Genomic DNA, 19,196 nt, shown 5'->3' on the forward strand with positions numbered 1-19,196 from the left:
GATCTCAGAACGGGTCGTCGGAAGCCAGGCGCCGTACTTGCGGCACGTACGGGTCCAGTTCGCCGATATCGAAGCGCGACATGCCGATCACGTGCCAGAACTGGCCCGCGATATTGCCTTCGAACTTGTATCGCCCGTCGGGAGCCAAGGCGGCCCAGCCTTCGGGCAGTCCGAGCAGTATCGCCTTGATCTCCGCGCGCTCGACGGGTTGTTCTCCCATCGCCCAGACGATGACATTGCCGTCGTCACCCCCGCTGGCCAGTTGCCGACCGGCGGGGCTGAACGACAGCGACCATACGCGGCGCTTATGTCCTTCGAGGGTGTGCAGGTGGCGGCCGGTGGCGATATCCCACAGGCGCACGACGAGATCGTCGCCGCCGGTCGCGAGGGTCCCGGTCGCCGGGTCGACCGCGGCTGCCCAGAGTCGGCCGGTGTGCCGGGTCAACTCGTGCAGCAGTGCGCCGGTGCCGATATCCCAGATGCGGGCGGTCCCGTCCCAGGAGACGCCCGCCAGTCGATCGCCGTGGATCACCACCGCGTACACCCGGTCGCGGTGACCGTGCAGGCTCCGCACGAGCCGCCCCGACCGCACATCCCAGATCCGGATCACCGAATCGTCGCAGCCGGTCGCCATCAACGTGCCCCCGGCGTCGAAGGCGATCGACCGGACCCGGCCGCGATGTTCGGCGCACACCGTGTGCAGCGCGCCGGTGGTGCGCACCCAGATGACGACGGTGTCGTCGTCGTTGGCGGTGGCGAGGAATTCCCCGGTCGGGTCGAACGCGAAGGCCCAGACCGGGGCCGATTCGACGGTGATGTGCCGGTCGTAGAGACCGGTGCCCAGGTTGAACAGGCTGAGTCTGCCGTCGTTGCCGACGGTGCCGAGCTGCTGCGGGGCGGCGGCGTTGAACAGCGCGGATTCGAAGGTGAACAGCCGGTCCTCGCTGCCGATCAGCCGACGCGTCAGGCGGCCGGTCGCCGGATCCCACAGCCGCACCACACCGTCGTTGCCGCACCCGGCCAGCAGTGTGCCGTCGGCGTTGAAACTCACCGAGGTGACCTGTCTGCCGTGCCCGGTCAGGGTGTGCTTGCAGGTCCCGGTCACCGGATCCCAGAGCCGGGTGGTGAATTGGTCGTCGGTGACGGCAAGTTGCGCGCCGTCCGGGCGGAAGACGAACGGCCACACCGATCCGGTGTGGGCCGAGAGCCGATGTCCGGCCCTGGCGGTCGCGCCGTCGCGCAGGCATACCAGGCCCGTGCTGTCGCCCGAGGCGAGGACATCACCGGACGGGGAGAACGCGAGCCAGTAGATGGCGGCGGTGTGTTCGGTGGCGGTGTGCAGCGCGTCGCCCGTGACGGTGTTCCACAGGCGCAGTCCCCCGTCGGTATCCCCGCTGGCGAGCACCGGTTCGGTGGGGTGGAAGGCGAGCGTGTACACCCGCCCGGTGTGACCGGGCAGGGTGCGGATCGGGCGCAGTGTCGCCGGATCCCAGATCGCGACCGTCCCGTCGACGCCGCCCACCGCGAGCAGGTCACCGCCGGGGCTGAAGGCGACGCGGAACACCGAACCCGCTGCCCCGGTGAACTTTCCGGTCTCGGCGCCGGTCTCGGTGTCCCACAGCCGCACGGTGCCGTCGCGGTAGGAGGCGGCGACGCGCCCGCCGTGGGAATCCATGCTGTAGATCAGTTCCCGGCCGTCCGCGGGTCGGCAGGTGTGGCGCAATTCGCCGTCCGGCAGCGACCACAGGCGCAAGACACCCTCGGCGTCGCCGGTGGCGAGCAGATCACCCGGCCCGCTCAGCAGCACCGGCCACGGCCAAGCGCGGTGACCTTGCAGAATGCTGCGCAACTCGCCGGTGTCGGCATCCCAGATGCCGACGGTTCCGTCTCCGGACCCGGTGATCAGAACCGAATCGGTGTAGGCGACGGCGAAGGTGCGGGCCCGGTGGGTCTGCAAGGTGCGCAGCGGACGACCGGTCTCGCTGTCGCAGATGAGGACACCGCCGTCGTCGCTGCCGTTGGCGAAGGTGCCGCCGTCCGGGCTGTAGGCGATCGGCTGCGGCAGCCGGCCGTGCCTGGCGTCGAACCCGTGCCGGACACCGACGGCGGCGGGCGCGAATTCGGTCCGCGCGGGCGCGCCCGGCACCTGGGCCGCGCCGCGTAGTTCGGTACCCGCCGGTCTCCCGATGACGTCGAGCAGCGCTGCCCGCTGCCAGGTACTGCCTGCCGCACGGGATCCGGTGAGATCCGTGCGGGCCAGCCGCGCTCGGGTCAGATCGGCGTCGGTCAGATCGGCCCCGGTGAGCAGCGCCTCGTCCAGCCGCGCCGCGACCAGCCGCGTACCGCGCAGGATCGCGCGCGACAGATTCGTACCGACCAGCCGGGCCCCGGTCAGGTCCGCGCCGCTGAGGTCGACGCCGCGCAGGTCGCGATAGGACAGGTCCTCACCGGCCAGCGCGGCGTCGCGCAGATCGGCGGTCGGGGCGGTGCGCAACCGGGTGGTCATTCGCAGGGCGTTGGTGCGGGAATGATCGTCGGCGGCCGAATCCGCCAGCACCGCCTCGGCCCAGGCGCGCGCCATCCGGAGGTCGGCGAGGTCGCACAGGAAATCGATGGACAGCTGCGACAGCTGTGCCCTGTCCAGTTGCGGCGGCGCGGGCACCCCGGCGGCGAACTGCTCGGCGATATGGTTGGCCACCAGCCATTCCATGACCGACAGGTGGATGAATCCGAACAGATTGTCCTCGGTGCGCACCAGAAGGCTGCCGGAGCCGATCGCGTGGGCGGATTGGGGCACCGACATCGACTGCGGGCCGATGAGTTCGACGAGTTCCCTTGCGACATCGGTCAATTCGGACAGATGCAGGTACGGTTCGCCGAATTCCCAACTGCGCACGGCGAACGCGGTCACGGCGAGCCACAGTTCGTGCACGCGCAGGCCGGGCAGTCCGCCCGTCACGGAGGCGACCCGGTCGGCCTCGTAGGACAGCCAGGATTCCAGGATCTCCCGATAGAGTCCGGCCGGTCCGACCGCCTGTTCGGCGCTGGCCGCCGCACGGAGTCTGCGATCGTCCAGATCCGCGATGAAACCGAGCATGCGCGGGTTCTGCGCCAATCCGAGCAGGTCCTCGATCCCGGTGATCAGGCGCATCCTGCCGTCGGCCCGGCCCGCGTCCCCGTCGTAGCGGTTGGCCAGATAGGCCCGGATCTGCGCCGGGGCGAAATCCTCGATGCCGATGATGCGCCGGTCCTGTAACAGTCCGACCCGCTCGCCGAGCGCGGACAGCACCTGGGCGCGCGATTCGAAATGCTGGGTGCGGCTGGCGACGATGATCTTGGCCTTGCCGACCGCCGCCTGGAGCAGGGTTTCCAGATGTTCGGCGGCGAATTCGTAGCTGATGCGGGTGACGAGTTCGTCGAAGCCGTCGAACAGCAGCACCACCCGACCCTCCCGCAGCATGTACCGCAGGGATTTCAGGTCGATCCGGTCCTCGCCGTGATCGGCCAGATGCGCGGCGACGAGCCCGTCGACCGAATGGGTTTTATCCAGGGTGCGCAATTCGATGAGGATCGGGATCAGCGCGGGCATGGTCTCGGTGATGCGGCGGGCGACCTCGCGCAGCGCGAACGTCTTCCCGCGTCCGAAATCGCCCAGGAGCAGCACGAAGCGGCCGTGGTCGGCGGCGACCAGACTCATCAGTTCGCCGACGAGGTCGTCACGGATCAGCTGATCACCGTGGTCGAGCATACGGAAACGCTGCGGCACATACATTTCCGGTGGATAGCGGCGGTCGTTGCGCAGCCGGACGGCCTGTCGCGCGAGATAGTCCTCCAGATCGAGCAGTCCCTGGAACTCGACGAAACTGCGCACCCGCAGGCCGTGACTGGCGGCTTCCTCACGCAGGGAACGCGCGGGCGCCGCACCGCGGTAGACGAGTTCGGAACCGTATTCCGGGTCGTGACCGAGGAATTCCTCCACCACGTGCCTGGTCACCTCGCCGACGTGCACGCCGATGCGCCACTGCGCGACGACCTCGTCGGCCTGATGGGTGACGAAAAGATGCGGCGGATCCGTTTCCACGCGCCGGACTCGTGCTCCCGGATAGCGGGTTTCGCAGACTTCGGCGACCCGCTCCAGCAGTCGGCCGTGCGGGCCGACGATCGCGGGTATCTCCGCGGGCGGCACCGCAGTCCCGATCTCCGGAGCGACCGATTCGAGGTCCGCGGCGGCCATCAGAGCGGCGGCCGAACTCGACCAGGCTCGCTCGAGCCGCGCGCCCGGCTCACCGGGACGGGCGTCGTTGCCGCTGTAGCGGGCCAGCCCCTCGGCGGTGATGTGGATGATCTCGGCGCGCCCCGGTGCGTCGGCGGGCAGCACGGGAAGCCTGCCGTCCAGCAGGTCCAGATGCCTGCCACCGGGACCGGGGCCGTGGATGAGCAGGTGCAATCTGTTGCCCAGCAGTCGTGAGAGCGTGGCCACGTCCTGTAGCAGGGCGGGGTCGCGCGGCCCGGCGGCCGGTCCCGGCACCGGATCGTGGCGCACCACACCGAGCCGCAGCCAGCCCGATGCCTCGAAGGATCGCAGCCGCTCGGCGAACCACGCGGTCTGTGGTTCGCCGAGTGACCCGTAGTCGTCGTCGGCGCGATGGGTCGCCGCCATCGTGGAGTTCAAACCCGCTACCACCACCCGCAATTCGGGGATCGGGAACAGCGTCCACGGCTGGCCGACGTCGAACACCAGGTGGTCCAGACCTTGGTACAGCTCACCGAACAGGCGAGCGTATTGCTCCAGTTTGGGAAAGTACGGCGGCTGCGGCCGCCGGTCGCGGGCCTCACAGCCGAGGAAATACGCGTGACAGGCAGCCTTCGACACATCGTGGTTGCCCGGCACGACGACGAGCCGGTCCGGTTCGAGACCGAGCAGCACCCGCAGGCCGGTCAGGAACGTCAGTGCCTCGTCGACCTCGCGCGGGCGACCGGATTCGGTCAGATCGCCGCTCACCACGATGAGATCGGGTCTGGGCGCGCCCTGATCGACCAGGTAGGTGACATCGGCCCACAGCCGCGCCTGCGATTCCCGCGCGGTCGCGGGTTCGTCACGGCCGAACAGGCCACGGCCGAAACGCGGTCCGGCCACGTGCAGCACCGAAACGCCCTCGTGGCCGTCGCGGGACCGGTCGCCCGCGCCGGGGAAACCGGGCGCGGCGACCGGGGTGCGTCTGGTCATCGGTGATTCGATGGTGCCGCCGTCGTCCTCGACGGCGATCCGGTCCAGCGGCGCGGTGTCGTAGGGGTAGTGCGGTTCCCGCAGCGGTTTGGCCCGTCCGGCCAACAGATGCCCGATCCGTTCCAGCAGGACCCGTCGCGCGTCCTCGGCGGCGCGCACGCCGACGAGATCGAGGTAGGTGATCGTGGCGAGCAGTCCTTCGAGCGTGCATTCGGCGATCCGGACCGGCAGCAGTTTCCCCGGATCGGTCCGAAAGGCCGCCTGCCACTCCATGGTTCCGTATCGCGACCCGACATAGTTGTCCGACAGCACCGCGATGACCACCGCCGACTCACGGACTCCGCGATCCATGAAATCGATGAAATTGGTGCCCGGCACGAAATCCCATGCCTGGATCAGTGTTCGGTGACCCGCGGTTTCCAATTGCCAGGCGATCCAGGTCGCCCAACGCTCGTCCGCGGGCGAATAACTGATGAAGAATTCCCTCGGCAGCCCGCCCCGCTGTATCACGCCCCCAGTATGCCCCGGCCCGATGCGCCCGCCCGCGGTCCCGGTCGAACCGACCGCCCTGAATTCCGGTACCGGCGGCGGGATTGCGATCATGCAGTGGTGCCCGAACAGGTCGGCTCAGCCGCGTCGCACCCACCGTCGAGCCCGTCGGATCGACCGAGTTCACCGCCGCCGTCGCGGTGGGCGAGACTCAGCGTGCTCGATCGGGTCCGGGTCGGACTGCTGCTGGTCGGACTGTTCTGTGTCGCCACCGGACTACTTCCGCGCGCGGAGGCGGCCGACAATATGCGGCGCATCGGACCGCTGCTGCTGTTCCTCGGCAGCGTGATCGTCCTGGCGGAATTGACCAGGCAGGCAAAGGTATTCGATGTGATCGCGCATCGGCTCGCGATCCTGGGGCGCGGCAACTATCCCGCGCTGTTCGGGTTGTGCGTGCTGTTCGCCTCGGCGACGACCGCGCTGCTGAATCTCGACACCACCGCGGTCCTGCTCACCCCCGTCATGCTCGCGCTCGCCGTGCCCGCCCGCATCGCGCCGCTGCCGTTGGCGATGACGACACTGTGGCTGGCGAATACGGCGAGCCTGCTGCTGCCGGTCTCCAATCTCACGAATCTGCTCGCCGCCGACCGGGTCGCGCTCGACGCCACCGAATTCGCGGCGACCATGTGGGCGCCGCAACTGGTCTCGATGGTGGCGACCATGCTCTGTCTCTGGCTCTTCTATTGGCGGCGCGGGCGCCGCGACGCCGATCGCTACGTGCCCCCCGAGCCGGTGCGTCCCGAGAACTCCCGGCAACGTGCGCTGTTCTACACCACGGCGCTGGCCTGCGCGCTGTTCATTCTGGCCATTCCGATACTCGGTGACCGCATCGAGATCGCGGCCACCCTCGCCGCGGTGATCGCCGTCGGCGCGTTCGCGATCTTCGATCGCTCGGCGCTGCGATGGTCGCTGATCCCGTGGCAGTTGCTGGTCTTCGTGGTCGGCCTCTTCCTGGTGGTGCCGACGCTGAGCCGGTTCGGTCTGTCGGATCTGATGCACGCCCTGATCGGCTCGGACCCCGGGGCGGAAGGCGCCTACCGCGCGGCCGGCGCGGGCGCCGCGCTCTCCAATATCGCCAACAACCTGCCCGCCTACACCGCCGGTGAGGCGGTGGTACCGGTGGAGAACCGAGATCAGCTGCTGGCCCTGCTGATCGGCACCAACGTCGGTCCGATCATCACGCCGTGGGCATCGCTGGCCACCCTGCTGTGCCTGGAATTCTGCCGAACCCACGGTGTCCGCGTCCCGATGACGCGGTTCGTCGTCACCGGGGCGATCCTGGCCGTACTCGCGACGACGGGCGCCGTCGCCGCGCTGCTCGTTCTCGGGTGAGCACCGAGCGCCGGTCTCAATCCGGCAGACCCGTGACCGTCACACCGTCCGCCGATTTCACCAGCGTCGCCAGCTCCCCCACGATCTCCGCACTGCCCGCCAGGAAATCGATCTCACCGCCGTCCGGATCGATCCGGTCGTCGAGCGGGGCACCCGCCCAATCGGTGATCCTGACACCGGCTTCGCGGGCGATGATGCTGCCCGCGGGTAGATCGACCAATCCCGCGCGGTAGCCGACGAATCCGTCGATATCGCCGCGGCTCACCATCATCCAGCACAGCAGCGGCGACCAGAGCTGGATCACCCGGCGCGCGTTGGCCTCCAGGGTGAGCCTCAATGCCCGCGCGACCGGGTCGGTCCGTGCCACCGGATATCCCTGCAACCAGGCCAGAATCGGTCCCGCGTCGGCGCGCGGCGGCCGCGCGGGCGCGAGTCTGCCGCGCGGACCGGTGGCGCCGCGATCGCGCAGGGCCGACCACGTGTACCCGGTGGTCGGCTCGTGCACGACGCCGAGTACCGGTGTCCCCAGATGGCACAGCGCGATTCCGATCGAGTACACCGGAAGGCCGACCGCGATGTTGTTGGTGCCGTCGAGCGGGTCGACGATCCAGCACCACGCGCTGTCGGCTCCATCGAGCAGCCCCGATTCCTCGGCGAGGATGTGATGATCCGGGAACGCGCGACGCAACCGGCCCAGGATGATGTCCTCGGCCCGTAGATCGAGGTCGGTGACGAGATCGCCCGCGGTGCCCTTGGCCCGCACGGCGACCGCGCCCTCCAGACCGGAGCGGATCGCCGCGCCCGCCGCGACCGCCGCGCCGACCGCCACCTTCGCGGCGGTCTCCAGCACGGCGGCTTCCAGCACCTGATTCATGACGTCGCCCGATCGCATCGTTCCTCCAGCTCTCGCGGAGCCGCCAGGTCCGCCATCCGGTCCAGGACGAGTTGCGCCGCCCGGACGGCTTCCTGCGCGGCGCAGGGAATGCGTCGCACCCAATGATCCTCGGTATCCGGCGCTCCCAGCGAGCGATCGGGACAACCGGGGCGATATTCGCCCAGAACGACCGTGGCGGCCGGTCCGTCGACGTCGGTGACGTGGAAGACCCCGCGCGGCAGCGTGTAGATCTCGCCGGGTCCGAACACCTCCCGCGAGCGGACGCGATGCGCCACCGAACACGGTGTCGCGCGGACCAGATCACCGCCCGCCTCGCTGTGGATCTCGAAGACGCGATGCGTCGGCGTCGCGGGCGGTTCGGTGACCTCGATGATCTCGTTCGCGACCGTGCCGTAGAGCACCAGGCTGAGCAGATCCCAGCTGTGCGCGTGCATGGCCGAAGTCGTCGGACGCGCGCACGCTCCCTCGAGCCAGACGTGCACGCAGATGCCGAGAACGCCGCCGCGCCACGCGGGAAAGCACAGGAAGCCGAGGGGATGTCGCACCGCGACGGGCTTCGTCTCGCCCGCGACCACACCCGCCAGATAGCCGCGGACCCAGTCGTACACACCCGGCCGCGCGACGCCGGAGGTCATCAGCGTGCGCAGGCGGGTGTAGTCGTCCACTTAGTACGGATTCCTCGGCTGTAGCGCGCGCCGCACGATATCGGCGACATCACGGTCGGTGAACGAGGCCGGTAGGCCGAGCCCGAGCCCGTCGAACAGCGCGCGGGCCTGGTCGACGGTCGGTTCGTCGGCCAGTTGCTGTTCCTGGCCGCGGCCGAGCGGCACCTGGCGGGTCTGTTTGAAGCTGGCGACCAGTTCCCTGCTCAGATCCCGGTAGTAGGGCTTGTCGCGTTCGAACATCAACGCGGGCGTATTCGGATTGTCCTGGGTGACGATCACGCAGCTCGAGGACAGATCCCAGCGGAAGGTCGTCATCACCGACGACAGGCCGACGTCGATGGTGAGAAAGGTGAACCGCTGCCGGTACCAGCAGGCCGCGAGGACTGTCGCGTAGGCCTCCTTGCGAGTGCGCTCGGTGGTCCAGCGCTCACCGGTGCGGTCGGCTTCCGGCGCCAGCGAGGAACGGAACTCCGCGTAGGTCTTGCACAGCGGCTCGTTGCTCGGATCGAGGATCTCCACCTGCATCCGCAGCGGACGCTGCTCGCGCCTGGCGTTCTCCACGCAGGCGCGCAGCGTCACCGCGCGGATGTAGGTTCCGGTGCCGCCCTTGAAGATCCAGTGTTCGGTATCGCGGCGGGCCAGCGTGTGCGCGTGCCCGATCTCCGGGCCGTACAGCAGCCGCACCGAGGACGCGTCGCGAACCGCCTGCGCCGACAGGTGCCGGTCGCGCAGCAACGTGGTGGCCAGCAGTCCGAGCACGAGCAGTACGACCGCGTTCACCGAATCGACGTCGATGAGGTCCAATACCGCGAGCACACCGACGGTCAGCGCGAGCACCAACGCGACGACGCCGTCGATATTGTTCCGCATCCAGCCCAACAGACGAGCCATGCACCGCCCTCCCCAGTCTCGACACCAGGATAGGCGCAAGGACCGGGAGGCGAACGCGATAGCCGAGAAGTACTGTGCGGCAGGACTTCTATCAGGCGGGCAGGCCCGAAGGGGTACGCAGGACGAAGAAGTACGGTTCGGTCATGCCGCGCATATCCATCACGCCGAACAGGGTGTCGGCGTCGACCCGGCGGAAGTGGTCGATGATGGGCAGGTGGTCGTAGACCATCGCCGCGCTGAGGACGCCGCGGTATTCGACGGCACGCAGGCGGGCCGTGTAGCGCTGGGTCCGCAGGGCGATTCCGGTGTAACGCAACGATTTCCGGATGGCGCGCACGCCGGGAAGCGGTACTTTTCCGGTGAGCGAGAGCGGCACCCGGCGCGGATCGACCGCGAAGATCTTGCCGTCGGTGTCGGAGAACAGCAGCGGGTGGACGGAATGCGCGTCGTCGAACTGTTTGCCGTACCAGCCGGACGCGCCGAGTACGCCGTCGAACGGATGGCCCGTCTGGATCTCCGAACCCTGCCAGCGCCCGGTCACGATCTCGTCGACCGCCGCCACCGGCAGCCGATCGAACAGTGCCCACGCCTGCTCGGGCGTGCACCCGTCGGCCTGCAACCGCGCCAGTTCCTCGGTCGCCGACCGGACAGTATTCGATGTCATCCCAGCTCTCCTCACCCAGCACTATTGCGAGAACAACTGTAGCTATCTCTCACTGCCGGTGTCCCACCAGGTCGGGGCAGCCGCCGTGCGCTGCGCCACACCGCTTGACCTCGAGTCCGCTCGAGGAACGAGGATCGAATCCGTGCTCGCTGGTTCGAGCGCACACCGCTCCGGGAACACCACGCCGATGGTCCCGGTCGGCTCCCGCCGGGCTCCGTACACCCACCGGCGGGAGCCTCGGTCACCCCAGAAACAGCGACAGCCGCACCCTCATCGGAGGTGCGGCTGTCGCTGTTTCGGGGGTGCGGGAACTCACGCCGAAACGGCGATCTCCCATTCGTAGACGGTCAGTTCCGAGGAACCGCTCGTGTGCACCGGATCGGTGAAGGCGATCTCGCGCGCGGCATCGAGGCTCTCGGCCAGGATCACGTACGCGCCGCCGCTGCCGTCGGTGAACTTACCGCTCTCCCGCAACTGACCACGCTCGAGCAACGCGTCGAGGAATCGTCGGTGGGGTTCGATCGTCGCGGCGTCGAAATTCGGCGTCCGCATAGCCATGACCAGGTATTTTTTGGTCATGCGTCGGTGCCGGGCCGCGGTGCCCGCGTCGCGGCGGCGGCCGCGCGCACCTGGGGAGCGACCAGCACGACCTGGCCGAGCACACCGTTGACGAAGGACGGCGAGTCGTCGGTGGACAGTTCCTTGGCCAGTTCCACCGCCTCGTCCACCGCGACAACCGGCGGAACATCGTTGGCGTGGAACAACTCCCACACCGCGATACGCAGGATCGCGCGATCGACGGCGGGCAGCCGCGACAGCGCCCAGTCCTGTAGGTAGGACTCGATGGTGCCGTCCACCCGATCCAGATCGTCGGCGACGCCCTCGACCAGGGTGTGGGTGTAGGCGTGCACGGGCGCGACCGACTGGTCGTGCGTCGCCAGGTCGACCCGCTCGGAGAGCAGGTCGGCCACGTCGACATCCCTCGCCTCTGCCTCGAAGAGCAGGTCCACCGCGCGACGCCTGGCCTTATGCCGGGCGCCGAGCTTCTTGAAGTTGGACTTCTTGTCTACCGGCTGTTCCGCCACAGTCACCATTATCCCCGCGCGCCGAACCGGCGATCAGGCATTGACCCGGCCGAGGTAGCTGCCGTCGCGCGAATCGATGCGCAGCTTGTCACCGGTGTTGATGAACAGCGGGACCTGCACCTCGGCGCCGGTCTCCAGGGTCGCGGGCTTGGTGCCGCCGGTGGAGCGGTCGCCCTGCAAGCCGATATCGGTGTGCTGCACGATGAGCTCGATGGAGACCGGGAGTTCCACGAACAGCGGCGCGCCCTCGTGCACGGCGACCTGGACCGCCATGTTCTCCAGCAGGAAGCGGGCGCCCGCGCCGATGGTGCCCTCGGCGATCGACAGCTGGTCGAAGGTCTCGCCGTCCATGAATATGTAGTCGGTGCCGTCGTGGTACAGGTAGGTCATGTCGCGGCGGTCGACGGTGGCCGTCTCCACCTTGACACCCGCGTTGAAGGTCTTGTCGACGACCTTGCCGGACACGACGTTCTTCAGCTTGGTCCGCACGAAGGCGGGCCCTTTACCCGGCTTGACGTGCTGGAACTCGGTGATCTGCTGAAGCTGACCATCGATTTTCAGCACTAGGCCGTTCTTGAAGTCGCTGGTGTCCGCCACTGTCCTCGGATCTCCTAGTTCGTAAACTTCGTTGTCGTAAACACTGTTGTCTCGCGCGACCGTCGTCAGACGACGGTCAGGTCTTTGCTGGTGTGGGTGAGCAACTCCGGGCCCCCTTCGCGCACCACGAGCGTGTCCTCGATCCGGACCCCGCCGCGGCCGGGAAAGTACACACCAGGTTCGACGGTCACCGCCACGCCAGAGAGAAGTGTAGCGGTTCCGGTTTTCGCGATTCCCGGCGCTTCGTGGATCCGCAATCCGACGCCGTGCCCGAGACCGTGCACGAACAGCGCCCCGTGACCCGCGGCTTCGATCACCGCGCGGGCCGCGGCGTCGACGTCGGCGGCCTTCACACCGGGGTGCAGCGCCTTGCGCCCGGCCCGCTGCGACTCCTCGACCAGGGCGTAGATCTCGCGCTGCCAGTCCGACGCCTCGCCGAGTACCAGGGTGCGGGTCATATCGGAGTGGTAGCCGCCGATCACGGCGCCGAAATCGAGTTTCACGAAATCGCCCGACGCGAGCACCGCGTCGGTGGGCCGGTGGTGCGGAACGGCGGAATTGACGCCGGCGGCCACGATGGTCTCGAAGGAGATCGCCTCGGCGCCGTGTTCGAACATCGCCCATTCGAGGTCGCGCGCCACCTGCCGCTCGGTGCGGCCCGGCCGCAGACCGCCGCGTTCGAGCAGCGTCGCCAGACCCGCGTCACCGGCCGCGCAGGCCGCGCGCAACTGCTCGACCTCGTAGTCGTCCTTGACCGTGCGCAACTGTTCGACCAGACCGGGAGCCGCGACGAATTCCAGCCCGGTGCCCTGTTCGACGAAACCTCGATGCTCGTCGACGGTGACGACGTGGCTCTCGTAGCCGATCCGACCCATCTGCCACTCCCCCGCCAGCGCGACGATCCGGCGCGCGGTGGCGCGCGCGATCTCGGCGCGCAGATCGGGTACCTGTTCGGCGATCTGGCTGTGATATCGACCGTCGGTGCCGATGACGGTGCGATCCTCGGCATTGCGCATATCCCAGGAATGCACGAGCAGCGTGGCGTTGGATCCGGTGAATCCGGTCAGGTACCTGATGTTCACCAGATCGGTGACCAGCAGGGCGTCGAGCTCGTTCTCCACCAACAGACTGCGCAGCGCGCTCCGGCGCGCGGCGTAGTCGGGCCAACGGCCGGCGCGATCAGCAGACATGGGTCCAAGCTACCGCGACGCGGGCCCGCTCGGCCCCCCACGGTCCGGACGTCTGCCGAATCCGTGGTCGCCGCGCTACCGCCCCGGCACGTGGATTCCGCACGACGTCCACGTGAGAGCCGAATTACCTTGGAGCGGAACATCACATATCCACATGTGGCGAATCCATCCACATTCCGCGAATCACGCCGGACGGCGGTCATATTTCGGACGAAGCTGATGGTCATGGAACCCACGGCGCTCGCGACACTCACCGCATGGTGCGCGGTTCTCGGTTGGTTCGATCTGCGTCATCGCAGGCTGCCGAATACGCTGACCGCCGCCGGTGCCGCGGCGATCCTCGGATACGCCCTGGGCACAACACGATTCACCGTCGCGGTCACCGGCGGGCTGCTACTCGCCGCGCTGTACCTGGCGATCCATCTCCTCGCCCCCGCCGCGCTGGGGGCCGGTGATGTCAAACTCGCGGTCGGGCTGGGGGCGGCGAGCGCGTTGGGCGGTGCGCAGGCGTGGGTGTGGGCGGCCGTCGGCGCGCCCGTGCTGACGGCGGCGGCCGGGGTGGCCGTACTGGCATCGCGGCGAGTGGATCATGGCATGCCTCACGGACCGTCGATGGGCCTGGCGACCCTGGTCGCGCTGATCGCGACGGCGCCGTGAGATCCGGCGGGTCGCGGGGTTGCGCGCGCACCCCGCGACGACGATGAAAGAACAGAGCGCGCCACCATCGACGTGCCCTCGATCACCAAAGACCGGATGCACCCACGCGGGGTCCGACATGGAAGGATATAGAGCGTGCTGCGCTGGATAACTGCTGGAGAATCTCACGGTCCCGCCCTCGTCACCATCCTGGAGGGGATGGTCGCCGGTGTCGAGGTGACGTCGGACGATATCTCCGCGCAACTGGCCCGCCGCCGGCTCGGGTACGGGCGTGGCGCCCGGATGAAATTCGAGGCCGACAAGGTCACCATGGTCGGCGGTGTCCGGCACGGACGCACCATGGGCGGCCCCGTCGCCATCGAGATCGCCAACTCCGAATGGCCGAAGTGGACCACCGTCATGTCCGCCGATCCGGTCGATCCGGCGATCCTGGCCGACCTGGCACGCAACGCGCCGCTGACCAGGCCGCGCCCCGGCCACGCCGATTACTCCGGCATGCTCAAGTACAACTTCGACGACGCCCGCAATGTGCTCGAGCGGGCCAGCGCGCGCGAGACCGCGGCCAGGGTCGCCGCCGGTACCGTCGCCCGCAACTTCCTGCGCCAGGCGTTCGGGGTCGAGGTCGTCTCGCACGTCGTCTCGATCGGCACCGCCGCCAACACCACCGGCATCACCCCGACCGGCGCCGACCTCGCCACCGTCGACGAGAGCCCCGTGCGCGCGTTCGACAAGGACGCCGAGGCGGCGATGATCGCCGAGATCGAGGCGGCGAAGAAGGACGGCGACACCCTCGGCGGTGTCGTCGAGGTGATCGTGGAAGGCCTTCCGGTCGGCCTCGGCTCGTTCATCAGCGGCGCCGACCGTCTGGATTCCCGTCTCGCCGCGGCCCTCATGGGTATCCAGGCCATCAAGGGCGTCGAGGTCGGCGACGGTTTCGAGACCGCCCGCCGCCGCGGCAGCCAGGCCCACGACGAGATGCGGCCCGGCCCCGACGGCGTACTTCGATCCACCAACCGGGCCGGCGGCCTCGAGGGCGGCATGACCAACGGTGAGGCGCTGCGCGTGCGTGCCGCCATGAAGCCGATCTCCACGGTCCCGCGCGCGCTCTCGACCGTGGACATGACCACCGGCGAGGAAGCCGTCGCCATCCACCAGCGCTCCGATGTGTGCGCGGTGCCCGCCGCGGGCGTGGTGGCCGAGACGATGGTCGCGCTCGTCGTCGCCCAGGTGGCGCTGGAGAAATTCGGCGGCGATTCGCTCACCGAGACCGTCGACAACATCCACAGCTACATCAAGCGGGTGAGCACCCGACCCCACATTCCCGCGGACAGTCGGTCGCAATGATCGTGCAGACCGACCCACGCACCCCTCGCGTGGTGCTGGTCGGACCGCCCGGCGCCGGAAAATCGACGATCGGCCGCAAACTCGCCAGGGAACTCGGGGTCGAGCTGTACGACACCGACGCGGGGATCGAGCGCGAGACCGGACGGACCATCCCCGACATCTTCGCCGTCGACGGCGAGCCCGAATTCCGCAGGATCGAGGAACGGGTCGTTCGCCGGGCCGTTCTCGGCGAACGCGGAGTGGTCTCCCTCGGCGGCGGTGCGGTGCTGTCGGACAACACCAGGGCGCTGCTGCGCGACCGCACCGTGGTCTACCTCGAGATCAGCATCGCCGAGGGCTTGCGCCGCACCGGGGCGAGCAACCAGCGCCCACTGCTCAACGGCGCCGACCCCGGCGTGAAATACCGCAAGCTGATGCGTGAACGCCGCCCCCTCTACCGCGAGGTGGCGACCGTCCGCGTGCGCACCGACGGACGCAGTCCGGGCCGGGTCGTCCGCATGATCCTGGACAAACTCGGCATGGAATCCGTCGCGCCGAGTGCCGATCCCGAGCCGGATACCGCCGTCGAAGCCGCGCCCGCTCCGACCGGTAGGCGGTCGCGCACCCGCCGTCGAGCCCGTGCCCGGGCCGCGGCCAAGCACAAAACCACCGAAACCACCGAGCCGACGCCCGATCGCACCGGCGATCCCGCCCCGAGGCAGCGCTCACGGCGCGCCCGGGGTCGTCGCACCCCGAACAACGGCACACGCGGCGAATCCGCCACCCATACGGCGAACAACCACCGTGCGACCGCGGGTAACGCCGACACCGTGCTCGGTGCCGAGCAGATCGGCAGGACGGGCGACACCACACGCGGTGACACTCGGGTCGGCCGAAAGGTCGACGCGGCGCACGGCGGCACGCAGGCCGGACTGGACCAGGGCGCCACCCACGGCGATGCGCAGACCACCCGGACCGCACGACGAGACGCGACGGAGGCGGGCGTCGACAGATATTCCGGTCCGCCACCCGACGGGATCGCCGACGCCGGGACTTCGGGGACCAGACGTCGACCGCGTCGACCGCGTCGAGCGCAGCGCGCGGCGGGCGCCCCGAGCCAGGTAGTGGACCCGGACGGTGCGGAGACTCCCGACTCGGGGTCCGCACGCCGGGTCACCTCGGCCGGGCTGTCGGGCAGTCCGTCGACGAGCACGGTGGTGTCGAAGGTGACCCGCCGCACCGCCGGTGCCGTGCCCGATACCGGCGCGCTCACCGAGTCGGACGGCCGGGATCGCGCGGCAGACGCCAAGCCGACCACCGGAGAGCGTCAGTCCGGGCGTTCACGTCGCAGGCGTGCCCCGCGCGGTCGCGGCCGGGCCGAGAAACAGTCGGCGGGCACAGAATCGGAGCAGCGCACATGAGCACCGCGGATCGACGCGCGATCGGGCATACCGGCCCGCGTCCGTGGTCGGCCGTACGAGCGGGCCGGATCCACGACCGCGCAGCGCGACATTTCGTAACGAGAGAATCGGAGCATTCGTGACAGAGCCGAGGCGTATCCAGGTCGAGACCGCCGCCCCGTATCCGGTCATCATCGGGCGCGGACTGCTCGGTGAACTCGTCGAATCGGTGACGGGTGCGACCACGGGGGTCCGCACGGTCGCGATCTTCCATCAGCCGCCGCTCGCCGAGACGGCCGAAGTGGTGCGCAAGGCGTTGGCCGACACCGGGATCGACGCGCATCGGGTGGAGATCCCGGACGCGGAGGCCGGTAAGGAACTTGCCGTGGCGGGTTTCTGCTGGGAAGTCCTCGGCCGGATCGGCCTGACCCGCAACGATGTCGTGGTCAGCCTCGGCGGCGGCGCGGCGACCGATCTCTCCGGTTTCGTCGCCGCCACCTGGATGCGTGGCGTGCGGATCGTGCACGTGCCGACCACCTTGCTGGCGATGGTCGACGCCGCGGTCGGCGGCAAGACCGGAATCAATACCGAGGCCGGTAAGAACCTGGTCGGCAGTTTCCACGAACCGGCCGCCGTACTCGTCGATCTGGCGACACTGGAGACGGTGCCGCGCAACGAGATCGTCGCGGGCATGGCCGAGATCATCAAGGCCGGATTCATCGCGGACCCGGTCATCCTGGATCTGATCGAACGCGATCCCGAGGCCGCGCTGGATCCGACCGGCGAGGTGCTGCCCGAGCTGATCCGCAGGGCGATCCAGGTCAAGGCCGATGTCGTCGCCGCCGATCTCAAGGAAGCGAGCCTGCGCGAGATCCTCAACTACGGGCACACGCTCGCGCACGCCATCGAGCGACGCGAGCGCTACCGCTGGCGTCACGGTGCGGCGGTGTCGGTCGGCCTGGTCTTCGCCGCCGAACTGGGCAGGCTGGCCGGACGACTCGACGACGCCACCGCCGATCGGCATCGTGCGGTGCTGACCGCCGTCGGGCTCCCCGTCTCCTACGACGCCGACGCGCTGCCCCAGTTGCTCGACGCGATGCAGACCGACAAGAAGACCCGCTCGGGCGTCCTGCGTTTCGTCGTCCTCGACGGCCTCGCGAAACCGGGCCGTTTGGAGGGTCCCGACCCGACCCTGCTGGCGGCGGCGTATTCGGCCATCGCCCGCGAGGAGAGTCCCAGCGGCGGCGCGGTCCTGCTCTAGCGCTCAGATGCGACGAGGGCGCACTCCACGTGGAGTGCGCCCTCGTCGTCTCCGCGTCAGTGCGCGGACGACACCGGGTGTCGCTCGGATTCGGCACTCACCGATTTCTCCGCCGCGCGTCCGGTGACCATGCGGCCGATCCCGACGCCGATCAGCGCGGGGATGAAGATCAGCAGGATGATGAAGGAAGCGCCCGCTGTCACTTCGAAGAGCAGTCCGTTGTCGCTGAGGTCCATCTTCGGGAAGAAGTCCACGATCCAGGAGACGAGACCGCTGCCGACACCGCCCGCGACCGCCGCCTTCAACCATCGGATGGTCAGGTCGGAGCCGCGTTCGGGGTCCGGGTTGTCGAGACGATCGGCGCGGCCGTCGAGTACACCCCATGCCACGATGACGGCGAGCAGTACGACCAGGCACAAGATCCGCATCGAACTCCCGTGCGTCGGCCAGTACACCATCCCGAACCCGAGCCCGATACGCAGGCCGACGACCAGCAAACCGAGCGCGAAAGCCCGCAGAACCCAAGCAGTCATATCGACTACCTTAACGCCCGGCTCGCCGCAACAGAACTAGAACAGGTATCAGAAATACGGCCGGGACGGGATCACTCCTCCATCGCCGAAGCCATCTCGGCGCGCGGCGCGGGACACCCGGTGAACTGCTCGACCTGGCCGTAGGCCTGATGCAGCAGCATCCGCAACCCGCTGACCACCGTATGACCGGCGCGGGCCACGGCCACCGCGAGCGGCGTCGGCCACGGATCGTAGATCGCGTCGAGTACCACGGGAGCGTGCGCCACCGACGCCGCGATGACCGCGGCCGCCTCCGACGGAATGGTGCTGACCACCGCACCGGCCTCGGCGCACACCGACTCCACGGACTGCGCGTCGAATCCGGCCACCGCGACCGCGATGCCGAGGCGCTCGGCCAATTCCACGGCACCGCGTGCCCGTCCGGCGTCGCGCGCGAAGACCGTCACCGATTTCGCGCCGAGCGCCGACAGTCCGAGCAGCGCCGGACGCGCGGTACCGCCCGCGCCGAGCACCGCAGCGCTGTCGAGCGCGGTGACACCGCCCTCGCGCAGCGCGCCGACCACGCCGTCCACGTCGGTGCAGTCGGCACGCCAGCCGCCCGCCGTGTGGACCAGGGTGTTGGCGGAGCCGACCAGTTCGGCACGCTCGGTGCGCTCGTTCGCGTACGCGAGGGCCGCTTCCTTACCCGGCATGGTGACCGACAGCCCGACCCATTCCGGACCGAGACCGTCGACGAGACCGGGCAACTGCTCGGCCGAACATTCGATCCGCTCGTAGGTCCACGGCAGCCCGAGCGCGTGGTAGGCCGCCAGGTGCAGCTGCGGAGAGCGCGAATGCGCGATGGGCTTGCCGAGCACCGCGGCCTTGCGGGCCGCGGCACCGTCGACCGCGGCCCCGTTCGCCACGGTGCCGTTCACCGCCGCACCG

The 19,196-nt window shown here is 69.1% G+C and carries 15 protein-coding genes and 1 pseudogene; 5 read left to right on the top strand and 11 right to left on the bottom strand.

The features are described from left to right. Positions 1 to 4: 4 nt before the first annotated feature. Positions 5 to 5,737 carry a TIR domain-containing protein gene (locus OG225_RS22430; protein WP_405177121.1) on the bottom strand — a complete coding sequence of 1,911 codons (5,733 nt, stop codon included), beginning with the start codon at positions 5,735 to 5,737 and terminating at the stop codon, positions 5 to 7. A gap of 195 nt (positions 5,738 to 5,932) precedes the next feature. On the opposite strand from OG225_RS22430, the gene OG225_RS22435 reads away from it, so the two are divergent. Beyond that, the gene (locus OG225_RS22435; protein WP_405177122.1) at positions 5,933 to 7,108 is read left to right on the top strand and encodes an SLC13 family permease; all 1,176 of its coding nucleotides are present in this window, start codon (positions 5,933 to 5,935) and stop codon (positions 7,106 to 7,108) included. Between the two features lie 16 nt (positions 7,109 to 7,124). Here OG225_RS22435 and OG225_RS22440 read toward each other — a convergent pair whose 3' ends face one another. The 8 genes from OG225_RS22440 to OG225_RS22475 form a co-directional block, all read right to left on the bottom strand. Next, complete coding sequence (locus tag OG225_RS22440) at positions 7,125 to 8,000, bottom strand: inositol monophosphatase family protein (RefSeq protein ID WP_405177123.1); 876 nt, start codon at positions 7,998 to 8,000, stop codon at positions 7,125 to 7,127. Further along, positions 7,979 to 8,668: a hypothetical protein gene (locus OG225_RS22445; RefSeq protein WP_405177124.1), complete on the bottom strand. Its 690-nt coding sequence runs from the start codon at positions 8,666 to 8,668 to the stop codon at positions 7,979 to 7,981. Before OG225_RS22445 ends, OG225_RS22440 begins: the two co-directional genes overlap by 22 nt. Beyond that, on the bottom strand, positions 8,669 to 9,559 hold the full coding sequence (locus OG225_RS22450; RefSeq protein WP_405177125.1) for a hypothetical protein: 891 nt from the start codon (positions 9,557 to 9,559) through the stop codon (positions 8,669 to 8,671). It abuts the gene before it with no gap. Between the two features lie 91 nt (positions 9,560 to 9,650). Then, entirely contained in the window at positions 9,651 to 10,223 is a 573-nt protein-coding gene (locus tag OG225_RS22455; protein WP_405177126.1) for a DUF4334 domain-containing protein, read from the bottom strand. Positions 10,224 to 10,535: 312 nt separating this feature from the next. Continuing rightward, positions 10,536 to 10,802 (bottom strand): YciI family protein, encoded by a 267-nt coding sequence (locus OG225_RS22460; RefSeq protein WP_405177127.1) that lies wholly within the window; start codon positions 10,800 to 10,802, stop codon positions 10,536 to 10,538. Beyond that, positions 10,799 to 11,308 carry a transcription antitermination factor NusB gene (nusB, locus tag OG225_RS22465; RefSeq protein WP_216911720.1) on the bottom strand — a complete coding sequence of 170 codons (510 nt, stop codon included), beginning with the start codon at positions 11,306 to 11,308 and terminating at the stop codon, positions 10,799 to 10,801. The genes OG225_RS22460 and nusB overlap by 4 nt, the downstream gene beginning before the upstream one ends. Before the next feature lie 33 nt (positions 11,309 to 11,341). Beyond that, positions 11,342 to 11,905, bottom strand: a complete 564-nt coding sequence (gene efp / locus OG225_RS22470; protein WP_405177128.1) for an elongation factor P — start codon at positions 11,903 to 11,905, stop codon at positions 11,342 to 11,344. Positions 11,906 to 11,970: 65 nt separating this feature from the next. Beyond that, a complete protein-coding gene (locus tag OG225_RS22475; RefSeq protein ID WP_405177129.1) occupies positions 11,971 to 13,095 on the bottom strand; it encodes a M24 family metallopeptidase in 1,125 nt (374 codons plus the stop codon). Between the two features lie 225 nt (positions 13,096 to 13,320). On the opposite strand from OG225_RS22475, the gene OG225_RS22480 reads away from it, so the two are divergent. The 4 genes and pseudogenes from OG225_RS22480 (at position 13,321) to aroB (ending at position 17,736) form a co-directional block, all read left to right on the top strand. Next, positions 13,321 to 13,752 carry a prepilin peptidase gene (locus tag OG225_RS22480; protein WP_405177130.1) on the top strand — a complete coding sequence of 144 codons (432 nt, stop codon included), beginning with the start codon at positions 13,321 to 13,323 and terminating at the stop codon, positions 13,750 to 13,752. Between the two features lie 135 nt (positions 13,753 to 13,887). Next, positions 13,888 to 15,096, top strand: a complete 1,209-nt coding sequence (gene aroC, locus OG225_RS22485) for a chorismate synthase (RefSeq protein WP_405177131.1) — start codon at positions 13,888 to 13,890, stop codon at positions 15,094 to 15,096. Beyond that, a pseudogene (locus OG225_RS22490) lies at positions 15,093 to 15,611 on the top strand (shikimate kinase); the annotation flags it as partial. The gene aroC and the pseudogene OG225_RS22490, both read left to right, overlap by 4 nt. 1,003 nt (positions 15,612 to 16,614) lie before the next feature. Then, positions 16,615 to 17,736 (top strand): 3-dehydroquinate synthase, encoded by a 1,122-nt coding sequence (gene aroB / locus OG225_RS22495; protein ID WP_405177132.1) that lies wholly within the window; start codon positions 16,615 to 16,617, stop codon positions 17,734 to 17,736. A 56-nt stretch (positions 17,737 to 17,792) separates the two neighbouring features. On the opposite strand, the gene OG225_RS22500 is transcribed toward aroB, so the two are convergent. Continuing rightward, on the bottom strand, positions 17,793 to 18,269 hold the full coding sequence (locus OG225_RS22500) for a B-4DMT family transporter (protein ID WP_405177133.1): 477 nt from the start codon (positions 18,267 to 18,269) through the stop codon (positions 17,793 to 17,795). Between the two features lie 71 nt (positions 18,270 to 18,340). Then, positions 18,341 to 19,174, bottom strand: coding sequence for a shikimate dehydrogenase (locus OG225_RS22505; protein WP_405183337.1), 834 nt, complete (start codon positions 19,172 to 19,174; stop codon positions 18,341 to 18,343). Between the last annotated feature and the right edge of the window lie 22 nt (positions 19,175 to 19,196).

The organism is Nocardia sp. NBC_01377 (genome assembly GCF_045040005.1).
Classification (GTDB): domain Bacteria; phylum Actinomycetota; class Actinomycetes; order Mycobacteriales; family Mycobacteriaceae; genus Nocardia; species Nocardia noduli.

What these genes read in the sequence shown, in the direction of transcription:
- OG225_RS22460 (WP_405177127.1), bottom strand. Translation starts at nt 10,802, where the DNA reads ATGACCAAAAAATACCTGGTCATGGCTATGCGGACGCCGAATTTCGAC.
- OG225_RS22455 (WP_405177126.1), bottom strand. Translation starts at nt 10,223, where the DNA reads ATGACATCGAATACTGTCCGGTCGGCGACCGAGGAACTGGCGCGGTTG.
- OG225_RS22475 (WP_405177129.1), bottom strand. Translation starts at nt 13,095, where the DNA reads ATGTCTGCTGATCGCGCCGGCCGTTGGCCCGACTACGCCGCGCGCCGG.
- OG225_RS22500 (WP_405177133.1), bottom strand. Translation starts at nt 18,269, where the DNA reads ATGACTGCTTGGGTTCTGCGGGCTTTCGCGCTCGGTTTGCTGGTCGTC.
- OG225_RS22480 (WP_405177130.1), top strand. Translation starts at nt 13,321, where the DNA reads ATGGAACCCACGGCGCTCGCGACACTCACCGCATGGTGCGCGGTTCTC.
- OG225_RS22450 (WP_405177125.1), bottom strand. Translation starts at nt 9,559, where the DNA reads ATGGCTCGTCTGTTGGGCTGGATGCGGAACAATATCGACGGCGTCGTC.
- OG225_RS22440 (WP_405177123.1), bottom strand. Translation starts at nt 8,000, where the DNA reads ATGCGATCGGGCGACGTCATGAATCAGGTGCTGGAAGCCGCCGTGCTG.